At 36.3% G+C, this 11963-nt stretch carries 5 protein-coding genes; 4 read left to right on the forward strand and 1 reads right to left on the reverse strand.

All coding sequences use genetic code 11. From position 1 onward, the window contains the following. The first annotated feature begins 22 nt into the window (after positions 1–22). Both ACPDG9_RS13445 and ACPDG9_RS13450 read left to right on the forward strand, forming a co-directional pair. Entirely contained in the window at positions 23–1027 is a 1005-nt protein-coding gene (locus ACPDG9_RS13445) for a hypothetical protein (RefSeq protein ID WP_430528235.1), read from the forward strand. Then, positions 987–3293 (forward strand): tetratricopeptide repeat protein, encoded by a 2307-nt coding sequence (locus ACPDG9_RS13450; RefSeq protein WP_430528236.1) that lies wholly within the window; start codon positions 987–989, stop codon positions 3291–3293. The genes ACPDG9_RS13445 and ACPDG9_RS13450 overlap by 41 nt, the downstream gene beginning before the upstream one ends. Positions 3294–3365: 72 nt before the next feature. Here the strand turns inward: ACPDG9_RS13450 and ACPDG9_RS13455 are convergent, their stop codons facing one another. Continuing rightward, the gene (locus ACPDG9_RS13455; protein WP_430528237.1) at positions 3366–3596 is read right to left on the reverse strand and encodes a hypothetical protein; all 231 of its coding nucleotides are present in this window, start codon (positions 3594–3596) and stop codon (positions 3366–3368) included. Between the two features lie 537 nt (positions 3597–4133). Here ACPDG9_RS13455 and ACPDG9_RS13460 point away from each other — a divergent pair. Then, entirely contained in the window at positions 4134–9224 is a 5091-nt protein-coding gene (locus ACPDG9_RS13460; protein WP_430528238.1) for a translocation/assembly module TamB domain-containing protein, read from the forward strand. Then, a complete protein-coding gene (locus tag ACPDG9_RS13465) occupies positions 9202–11517 on the forward strand; it encodes a BamA/TamA family outer membrane protein (protein ID WP_430528239.1) in 2316 nt (771 codons plus the stop codon). The genes ACPDG9_RS13460 and ACPDG9_RS13465 overlap by 23 nt, the downstream gene beginning before the upstream one ends. Positions 11518–11963 lie beyond the last annotated feature (446 nt).

An 11963-nucleotide genomic window follows, 5' to 3' on the forward strand; every position in this document is an offset into this window, starting at 1 on the left:
GGTTGTAGGATATAAAAATGCAATGAAAAAAATGATGTTATTCCTACTCGTTGCGCTAGGCGTATCTTGTATAGGAACTTCTTCTGATCAGAACCCTAAGCTTTCCTTTTACTACTGGAAAACGACATTTGCCTTAGATGATGTTGAAAGAGAAACCTTAAAAAACTTAGCGGTTAGCAAACTTTATGTACGGTATTTTGACATTGGTTTAAAGAATGGTATGGCCGTTCCTATTACTCCTATTATCTTTAAAGAAAAGGTACCTTTACTCGAAGTTGTTCCTGTTATCTACATTAAAAATGAAGTAGTGCGCAACGAAAAACTCAATGTAAAAGAGTTGGCAAATCAACTAGTGGATTTTGTACTCCAAATTAATGAGCGCAACAATATCGATAGCCAAGAAATTCAAATCGACTGTGATTGGACTTTGGATAGCAAGGATCGTTTCTTTGCTTTACTTGATCAATTGCACAAGGAAACGGAAATGAAGCTATCGGCAACTATTCGATTACATCAAGTGAAATTTGCTGCAAAAACGGGAATCCCTCAGGTCGATCGAGGGGTATTGATGTATTACAATATGGGGCGTATTGCTTCTGATTCTTTAAACTCTATATACGATCAACAAATAGCACAAAAGTATACGGGCGCACTCAAGGACTACCCTCTTCACTTGGACTATGCCTTGCCGATTTACGCATGGGTAGTACACAGCCGAAATGACCAAGTAGTGCGTTTGATTAGTCGTTTGCGTGTAGAAGATCTAAAAAAACAAGAGGATTTTGAGCAGTTTACACCCAATCAATTTGTAGTCCAAAAAGAAACAACGCGCTTTGGATTTGTTTTTCAAAAAGGAGATATACTAAAAGTAGAAAGTATCCAGGCTGATCAATTAAAAGAAATGACAAAAGAGCTGTATCGAGCAAGCGGAAAGTGTCCTAATGAAATAATTTTGTACGATTTAAATTCAAAAAATATCAATTACTATGATCAAGAAATCTTTAAAGAAATGGTACGTTGTAGGTAGTTTATCTATCCTTTTAGGTTCGGGTATCTATTCGTACGGGTGTGCAGATGGATGGTGGAGTTATTCAAGCATTTCTAACTTTACTCCTGAAGCTTTTGCCGATGCGTCTTATAAACCTTTGTTTTTTGCTCCTTATGACCGCTTTTACGACGGTGGTTATATGGATAACGCTGCTATGTTTAATGATGATATCGTTGAGGAATGGTCGGTTTATCTTCAAGGAAAACTAGATCGAGAAGAAATTAAAAAATACCTCTTGTCTAGTCAAGAATACGCAGGAGAAATTGATCAGCTTTACGCTAACCTAAAAGGCAAAAAAGCAACCTCTTGGAATTTAAAAGACGAACGCGTTCGCAATTTTGTTACATTCTTATACCAAGCTAAAGAAATTGAAAACTATTCCAATGATAGTTATAGCTATTGGGATTATGAGTCCTACGTAGCCAATTTAATGGAAGAGAATCAAGCGGATAAAGTAGAAAAAGTATACAAAAACTTAAAGAGTAAGGATGTGTTCTTTACCAATAGAATGTGGTTTCAAGTAATGAAAGCGAAATTCTATTCTACAAATCGAGCGAGTGCAATTCCTTTTTTTGAGCAAACGCAAGCAAAGCAACCCAAAAATAACTTGTACTATCGAGGATTGAGTTATGTAGCGGGTGCTTATTATCAAGCTGGGGATTACGACAAATCCAATGTGTTGTATGCAGAAGTATTTCATGCAAATCCAGCATTGCGTCAAGTGGCACTATACAACTATAAGCCAGTAGAAACAGAGCGTGTAAGGCAATTGGTAACTTCTATTTCTTCTAGTGAAGTTCAAGCAGCTGTTTGGGCAATGCAAGGGTATTATACCAATGCAATGGATGCACTTAAAGAAGTAGTGGCAATAGATAGTAAAAGTCCGCATGCCAATTATCTGCTAACGCGTTGGGTAAACGAACAAGAATCGTCTGTGCTTAAATACAGGGAAGAGTCATTTACGAGTAGTAAAGAATATTTTACGAGTCTAAAGAAAGCAATTGATCAGCCGGGGTTAGATTGGGTGAATCAGATGGCTGCACAACCACAAAACGTGAATAATCCTTCCTTGTGGTTAGTAGCAAGCGGTTACCTCTCTATCTTTAAAGGAGAGTACGAAGTAGCTGAAGCAGCATTTGCTAAAGCGAAAGAAGAAGCAAAAGGCAATGAGTTAATCCATAATCAAATTCGCTTATTTGGATTGATCAATAAAGTATCTCAACTAAGTAAGATGGATGCGAAGGCAGAGCAAGCAATCCTAACGGATATGCAATGGATCTATAAAGAAATTATGCCACAGCACAACTACGAAGATCCTTTTCGATATGAATATGCGATTCACTGGATACGCCAATATCTGGCGGCTATTTACAAAGAACAAGGAAATAGCGTGATGAGTGAAATCGTGTTTTCAAATTTGGACTTTTATGGCAAAGTTGACAATACTGTGAAGATGGAGAAATTTTTGTTGACACAAAAGAAAACAGCCTTTGAGCAGTTGATGGTGGATAGGTATGAGTACAACCTGAGTGATATTTATGAGAGAAGAGCTATTAATTTGTTTTATCAGGATAAAGTAGATCAGGCTATTGTAGAAATGAAAAAAGCAGAACCTGTAACGACAACATACAGCTATAACGACGAACCTTATGTGAAAACGTATCGAAATACAATCTTATTGGGGAATCCTTTTAACGGTAAAATTCAAGATTGTAACGACTGTGATCACGTTGCTAAACAAGCAGTAAAGTATACTAAACTGAGCTTTTTAGAGAAAGTAAAAGAAATGCAAGACAAGATAACGAAAGGTGAGGATGTGTTTAGCAATGCCTTGCTCGTTGGAAATGCTTTTTACAATGCGACTTATTACGGAAATGCACGGGTGTTTTATTACAATGCTTTGGTTAATGAATACGGAAATTTCATCTCTCCTGCGGAACGCAAGTATTTACTCAATATGAATATGGCTAAGAAATACTATGCTATAGCTAAAAAAGCAGCAACAACTAAAGAACAAAAAGCAAAGATGGCGTATATGGAAGCGAAGACGGAGCGCAATGAATTCTATGCCAACCAGTATCAAAACAAAACGTACTATTGGGGAGCAGGTTGGGATGATCCGATGTTTAAAAAATGGAAGGGATTCCAAGAATTAGCAACGCAGTACAGCGATACAAAATACTACCAAGAAGTGATTAACGAATGTGGTTATTTCAGAACTTATTTAGCTAAAAATCACAAGTAGATCTAAACAAAAAAACCAGCTGATAGCAGCTGGTTTTTGTTTTTCGGTATCAATTGATAAATTGCACTAAACTTAATTACATGCGATATTCATCGATGTAAGTCTGAAGTTTCTCAAAAATGCCTCTGGGGCATTTTCTAATTTTTCTAATTGATGCTTGGACAATACGAAGTTACTAATAACCCAATTTTTTGTATCATACAGCATAATTAAAAGCTCCTCTTGCAATTGTTGAGTGGGAAGCTGAGCCATGTTTTGTTGTTTCTGCTCAATTCCTTGTTGATTGAAAAATAATTTTTTCATTTCGGCTACTTTTTAAGAACGACAATCAATTTTGTAAGGGGCTTTGCTTGAATTAAATAACAAGTGTTGTTTTGTTACTGTAAAATTACGAAAAATATTTTTATTTTTAACTTAAAAACGTTAAAATATATTGTTTGTTGTCTTTTATTTGAAAATGAATGTAATTTTTTAAAATAAAAACAGGTTTTAATCCTCGATGATTACTAGCGTCGCTAGAAGTTTTGCTTCTGTTTGAGCATGAAACCTAAAGTGATTTTTTACGAGATAAAAGGTGTTTTTTAGTGATAAATAGAAAAATAACTATACGTAAATATGGATGAAAAAGACGACTAAGGATCAGATTTATATCCTTTTTGTTAAAAAAAAGATATAAACTACTAGATAAAAACAAGGAATATTGAAGGGGAAAAACTAATTTTTTATCTTTTATTTTTTTCTTTAGGATAAGAGGTCTATACAAGAATATTTGTGAAAAATTAGTTATTTATCCTCTAAATACGAGCGGTTTTTGCTATTTTTGAATAAAACTAAAAGACATTGAAGAAATTACTTATTAAAATAGGTAAAATTGTGGGTTGGATTGTGTTTTCAATCCTTGTTTTACTGATACTTTTAATTGTATTAGTACAAATACCCGCTGTTCAAAATGCCTTAAAAGACAAGGCCATATCTTTTGTTGAGGAAAAGATAGGAACTCCTGTTCAATTAGAAAAAATTGCGATTTCTTTTCCCAAAGAAATTGTAGTAAAAGGGCTTTACCTTGAATCCCAAGAAAAAGATACCTTGGTTTATGTTAAACATTTAGGAGTAGACATTGGTCTTTTTGGTTTAGTAAAAAATAAACTCAGTATCAATGCTGTTGATTTAGATGGACTAACAGCTCATGTCAAAAGAGATAGTCTACAGCGCTTTAATTTCGACTATATTATTGAGGCGTTTGCCACCGAAGAAGAAGAAAAGGAAGATACTCCCTCTTCTATGGTTATATCAGTTGGACAGCTTAACTTAAGTGGGGTTGCTTTAAAATTTGAAGATGCTTACGACGGGCATCAGGTTGATTTTAAATTGAATCAATTTCTTACGCGCTTTAGAGATTTTGATCTCGAACAAATGCGTTTTGCTTTACCCATGATAGCTGTTGATGGCGTTAATTTAACGTATCACAAAGAAAAACCACAAGGAGAACACCTTCCTCCTTTAGAAGAAACACGTTTACCGTCCGATGAACCCGAAACACCACTAGATTTAACGATTGGTGTTGTAGAACTAAAACAAACCAAGGTCAACTATCAAAGTGAGGAAGACTATATCCAAGCGCTTCTGTCATTAGACCAGTTTAGTGTGACGCTAAACAAACTCAACCTGGAAAAACAACAAGTTGATGTTCAAGAAATCTTGCTAAATAAAACCAAAGCAGAAATTCGCTTTTTACCTCGTCCTCAAATTGCAGAAGGTACAGCAAAGACAGCTGTTTCAGAATCAGATTCGCTACCGTCAACTGAACAAACCAGTTTGGGATGGAGTTTGGCCCTGCGCAATTTTGATATCAATGACTTGAATGTGCGCTATGACGATGACAATCAAAAGAAAGTGAAAGAAGGGCTGGATACCAATCATATAGCCGTTGAAAATCTTAATTTTAGTCTGAAAGATTTTCAATATACAGACGCTGGACTGAATGGTAATCTCAAGCATTTTTCATTTAAAGAGCAAAGTGGATTTTCGCTTACCAATATCAAAGCCTACTTCCAATACGGTCAACAAGCTTCATTTGTGAAGAACCTAAGTATTGAAACACCAAATACAAAATTTAATACAACCGCTGTATTCAACTATAATAGCTTAGCTCAGTTGGCTGATGAACTCGGACAGCTTTCAACTGATGTGGTAATTTCGGATTCTCATTTCGGATTAAAAGACGCTTATCTCTTACTGCCTGATGTTTTTAAAACCAAGGGATTAACCTCGATTAGTCAGCAGAAAATTGATATCGAATTAAGTGCCAAAGGTTTAGTCAGTGATTTGAACATCGAGAAGTTATATGTCAATATGTTGGGATCTACTTTTTTAAATGCAGCAGGGAAGATTAGAAATTTACCTGATGTAGAAAAAGCCTATGTTGATATCGCTATTAAAGATTTTCAAACTACAGCAAAAGACATCCAAATTTTAGCACCCTCTGATGTATTGCCCCAAGATATTGAAATTCCAGCTTTGATTCGCTTTACAGGAAAAGCAAAAGGAACACAACAAGATATTGCCAGTACCTTTAACTTAAAGACGAGCTTAGGTTCTATCGTTTTTGATGGAGCGTTTAATCAACGGGTAAAAAACAAAGAAAAGTACAGGGCGAATCTAACCGTCGATCAACTCAATATAGGTCGATTGATTAAAAATGACTCCCTAGGTAGTCTTAGTTTACAGGCTAAAATTGATGGTCTGAGCTTCGAGCCTGCGCAAGCACAAGCCAATGCTTGGATCAAATTAGCACAAGCGGAATACATGGGGTATACCTATAAGGATATACAACTTGATGGACATTTAGCCAATGGAAAATATGAATTAGAAACGCAAAATACGGATCCCAATTTGGATTTTGACCTATCAGCTTCAGGTACCTGGACGGATCAAGCGTTGAGCCTTCAATTACTCGCTGATTTAAAGCAAATAGATCTGTATCAATTGCGTTTGAATCCGGAGCCTTCCTCTGTTAAAGGGCGAATTGAAGTTGCAATGGCTAATATTTTACCAGATAGCTTGGTTGGAACAGCAACGATTCAAGACTTGAGTTTTACTGCGGCTAGTCGCTCGTTTAAACTGCAACCGATTCAATTTGTTGCGCAAGCAAAAGAAGCGTATCGCAAGATGAGTTTGACTTCCCAAGTAGTGGATTTTGATATAGAAGGAGACTATCTGCTGACTCAATTGAGTGATGCGCTAACGCAAACATTGCAAACGTATTATCATATAGAAGAAGAGGCAGAGGCAGAAACTTCAAAAGTTGTCGAAATAAAGAAAGAAGAAGGGGGGGATAAACCTGTAAAACAACAGTATTTTACCTACCAATTACGCATTAAGAATGATCCTATTTTTCAAAAAATACTCCCCGATTTAAAGGAAATTAAACCTATTGTTTTTGGTGGAACATATCGACAAAAGGACAATTACCTCACCTTGCAAGGGGAAATACCTGCGTTAGAGTATGGTGATATTACTATTGATGCTATTGTTCTTGATGTAAAACCAAAGGGAGAAGCGCTAGACTATAAATTAGCGATTCAAAGTATTTCTAATGAGGCGTTTGGAATTAGACGCATGGTGTTAGATGGCTATGCCAAGAATAATGTCATGGATGTTAATTTTAAATTACTGGACAAGCAAGATAAAATATGCTACCTGATTGGAGCTGAGGTTCTCGCTGGTGCCAAACAACAACAAGTGCGCATCAAAGAAAATGGGTTTATACTGGATTATACCCCTTGGACTGTTCATCCTGAAAATAGAATCGTATTCGATGAAAAGGGGATTTTTGCCAAAGACTTTGAATTAAACCAGCAACAGAATCTAATCCGATTAGCCTCTGATGAAGAAAAAATGAATAGTCCACTGACGATTAATTTTGAGAATTTTAGTATTGAAACCATTACGAAGATGATCCAAAAAGACAAACTGTTGGCAGCGGGTACGATTAACGGAGAAATTCGCCTAAAAGATTTGTCTTCTGATTTTAGATTTATCTCGGATATAGATATTGAGAATTTGGCAGTGTATGAAATAGGATTGGGGAATCTGCATATTGGTGTAGCTAATCAGTCACTTAGTAAATATGCGGCTACTATTGTTTTAGAGGGAAAAGAAAATAAAATTCGATTAGTTGGAACAACAGATGTCGATGAACAAAGTTTGGACCTCAAACTAGCCTTGGATAAGTTTCAATTGGCTGCCGTAGAATACTTCAGTATGGGTAATCTGAGTGAGGCTCAAGGATACCTTTCAGGGAATCTAAACATTGGAGGGAAATACGACAAACCAACCCTTTTAGGCGCGTTGGATTTTAATGATATTGGTTTTCACGTGAATCCGATTAATGCGGATTTTAAAGATATTAATGAGAAAATTTCCTTTACAAATAGGGGAATCGAATTAGATGCTTTTAGTATTACAGATTCCGAAGGTAATTTACTAGTTATCGACGGACAAATTCTAACGCAAACCTATACCGATTTTAAATTCAATTTAGATATTAAGGCTGTTGATTTTAAAGCGATTAGTTCTACGTCTAAGGATAATGATATGTATTATGGGACGTTGATTTTTGACTCTAATATTAAAATAAGAGGGGATTTAAATACACCGAAGGTATCTGGACAGCTAAGTGTTGGGAAGAAAACAGATTTCACCATGGTCATGCCTCAGGAGGATCCTTCAATTGCAGATCGAGAGGGAATTGTTGAATTTATAGATGAAGAAAGCTTGCGACAAGCAGAGCTTTTGAAATATCAAAGTGATTTTAATCAATCTAAACTAAAGGGAATGGATGTTTCTGTGTCTATTATCGTAGATAAAGAAGCGACATTTGCCATGATTATGGATAAGAGTAGTGGGGATAAAATCACACTCAAAGGAGAAGGCGATATTGTTGGGGGAATTGATCCATCTGGAAAAGTATCGCTAACAGGGCGCTATGAATTCTCAGAAGGGGCTTACGATTTGTCATTTAATTTTATTAAGCGAAAATTCTTAGTAGAGAAGGGAAGCTCAATTACGTTTGCGGGCGACCCTACAGATGCAATTCTAAACCTAACAGCGATCTATGAAACGAAAACAGCACCCATTGACTTGTTGCAAAATCAGTTAGCGGCTTTGTCGCCAACGCAGCAAAATATGTACAAGCAGCAATTGCCTTTTCAAGCCTTGTTAAAGATGAAGGGCGAATTGTTGAAACCCGAAATTTCGTTTGACATTCGCTTAAAAGATGGTGTAACTAGTGCTTCAGGCGATGTGATTTCCAATACAAAATCGCGTTTAGAACAAATCCGAGCGAATGAATCTGAATTGAATAAACAAGTTTTTGCGCTTCTCTTATTAAATCACTTTATTGGAGACAATCCTTTCGAGAGTAGCATGGGAGGTTTAAGTGCAGGTACTATGGCGCGTCAAAGTGTAAACCGATTGTTGTCAGATCAATTAAACAATCTGGCTAGTAACTTGATTCAAGGGGTAGAGTTGAATTTTAACTTAGAATCAACAGAAGATTTTTCTTCAGGATCTAGAGAAAATAGGACAGATTTGAATATTGCAGTTTCGAAACGCTTGTTCTCTGATCGTTTAAAAGTTACCGTTGGAAGTAGTTTTGAGGTTGAAGGCAATCAGAGACAAAACGAGCAAGCAACGAATATCGCTGGTGATATTGAGTTAGAATATACCCTGTCAAAAGACGGTCGTTATCTATTGCGTGTCTATCGCAAGAACCAGTACGAAGTGGCATTACAAGGGCAAGTTGTTGAAACAGGGGTTGGTTTCATTATTACGATGAGTTATGAGCATTTTAGAGAGCTATTTGAGCGTTCAAAAGACAAAAGACAATTGAAAAAACAAATAAGAGATGAGGCTAAAAAGGAAGAATAACGTTCTATTATTTACTTTAACAGGAATTGCAGGACTCTTTATAAGCTCATGTAGTTCCACAAAATACATAGAAGATGGAGAAGCTCTTTATACAAAAGGAGTGGTTGACATTGAAGGAAGTGAAGGGAGTAAAGCACAGAAAAAACAACTAGAAGAATCCCTTACCGCTCTTTTGCGTCCTGAGCCTAATGCCTCTTTTGCAGGGTTTCGACCGAAGTTGTTTTTTTATAATTTAGGAGGAAATCCAACGAAAACAAATAAAGTAAGGCGATGGTTTCGCAACTCACTTGGTGAGCCACCTGTGCTGTTTAAGCAAGTGGATATGGAGCACAATCAAGCTATTTTAACGAATCGCATGGAAAATGAAGGGTATTTCAATGTTCAAGTTGAGTACGATACCCTAAAAATCAGTGAAAAGAAAAAAGGAGCGCTGTATTCAATTCGCCCAGGTTCTCAGTTTACGATTAATGAAGTGACGTTTTTGAACGATTCAACTCCTTTGCAACAAGAAATATACGATGCTGGTGTACGCTGGACACGCCTCAAAAAAGATAGACCTTATAATCTGGAACAGATTAAAGAAGAACGCGTTCGTTTTGATAATTATGTGAAGAATAAAGGGTACTTCTATTTTAGTCCAGATAACTTACTCGTTCAAGTGGATAGTACAGTGGGAAATCATCAAGTGAATCTATTTGTCAAAGTAAAAGAGGACACACCTGTATTGGCTACGAAAGCTTATACGATTAATAAGGTATACGTATTCTCAGACTATTCACTTGCTGAAACCAATGTTAAACGAGATATAGAAACTGCGCAAGAGCATAAGGGAATTGAAGTTATCGACCCGAAAAAGAAGTTTAAACCAAGTATCTACGATCGTACGATTTATTTAGAAGAAGGGGAAATTTACAACCGAAATGACCACAACCTCTCCCTGAATCGATTGGTAAATTTAGGTGTTTTTAAATATGTAAAAAACCAATTTGAATTAGTGGATTCGGTGAATAATAAGTTAGATGCTTATTATTTTTTGACGCCAGATAATCCCAAATCTATTCGTGTAGAGTTGTTGGGTAAAACCAATTCCGCAAGTTATAACGGAGCGGAATTGAATGTCAATTGGAGTCATAAAAACATATTCAAAGGGGCAGAATTGTTCTCCGTTTCTGCTTATGGAGGAGCGGATTTTCAGATGTCGTCTAAGAATAAGGGGTATAATATGTACAAGGCAGGATTAGAAGCAAGTTTAACTTGGCCGCGTTTAATTGCGCCAGGTAATTTTCACTCTTCTAGTGGATATATTCCCCGTACAAGAGCAACTTTAGGGGGAGAATATTTAGAGAGAAGTCAATTGTATTCCTTGATTTCGGTAAAGGGAACATGGGGATATTTATGGAAAGAAAACGCGAGAAAAGAGCATCAGTTCAATGCTTTAGAAGTGAATTATGTTTCACCGCAAAATGTTACGGATCTCTATAAAGAAACAGCTGTAGGTAATCCTTCGATGGAACGGGTTATTGAAAAGCAATTGATTTTTGGTCCTACCTATACTTATACGTACACCAATACGATGAATCAATTTAAAAAACACACCTTCTATTATCGAGGTGGTTTAGATTTTTCGGGAAACATTACGGGGTTGCTTATGGGGGCTAAGGTAGATGACGACAAAGAAAAAGCAATTTTAGGAGTTCCTTTTAGTCAGTATTTTAAGACAGAACACGATTTTAGACATTATTTAAAGTTGAGTAAAACAGCGCAATTTGTCAGTCGTATTCATGCGGGAATAGGATATGCCTATGGGAATTCAAAAAACCTTCCTTATACCAAGCAGTTTTATGTAGGTGGATCCAATAGTTTACGTGCATTTAGAGCGAGAACACTAGGACCAGGTAGCTTTAATCCCAATACGTTTGACGCGAAGTTTATTCCTGATCAATCTGGGGATTTATTATTTGAGTTTAATTTTGAGTATCGCAAAAAGTTAGTGAGTATTATTCATGGAGCCTTGTTTCTCGATGGAGGAAATATCTGGAACCTCAATGAAGTATCCGATAGACCAGGAGGTAAAATATCAGGTGATTTTTACAAGGAAATTGCACTTGGAGCAGGAGCAGGGCTTCGCTTTGATGTGACTTTTTTAGTGGTGCGTTTTGATTTTGCCTTTCCATTGCGTGTTCCTTTTAACGAACCAGGAGAACGTTGGGTAGTCAAGGATATTAACTTTGGAAGTGGAAAATGGAGGAAAGACAATCTGATGTTTAATTTAGCAATTGGGTATCCATTCTAATATTTGGGGAATATCTACCCACTTTGTGTTGTGGATTTTAGGGTGATCCCAAGAACAATAAAAAACGATCTTACTTCTAATTGTTTGATAAATAGTAGATTATTGTTTTTTTAGCGGTGAATGTTTTTTTGGCACGCTTTTTTCTATATACTATAGCGTAAGGTGTTATACAAAAAACAAATAAGTTGAGCAGTCAACTTTAATTGCTAGAAAAAGAAAATTAAGTGTTTGTTTTAAAAAAATTTTATTACCAAACGAGGTAATAGGTTAGATCGTTAGTAAGGTGAAGAAGAGAAATCTTCAGGTAAACAGGGAGCTTAGGCTCCCTTTTACTGTTATAGGAGGTTAAAGTTTCGTGACTTGTTAGTTTGGATCAGGTGCAAAAGTTGGGGACTACGCAAAAAGTTTAGTTAATCTGAACAGAAAAAAGGACTTATCTCTTACAC

The sequence above is a fragment of the Myroides sp. C6-3 genome (genome assembly GCF_050522425.1).
Taxonomy (GTDB): Bacteria; Bacteroidota; Bacteroidia; order Flavobacteriales; family Flavobacteriaceae; genus Flavobacterium.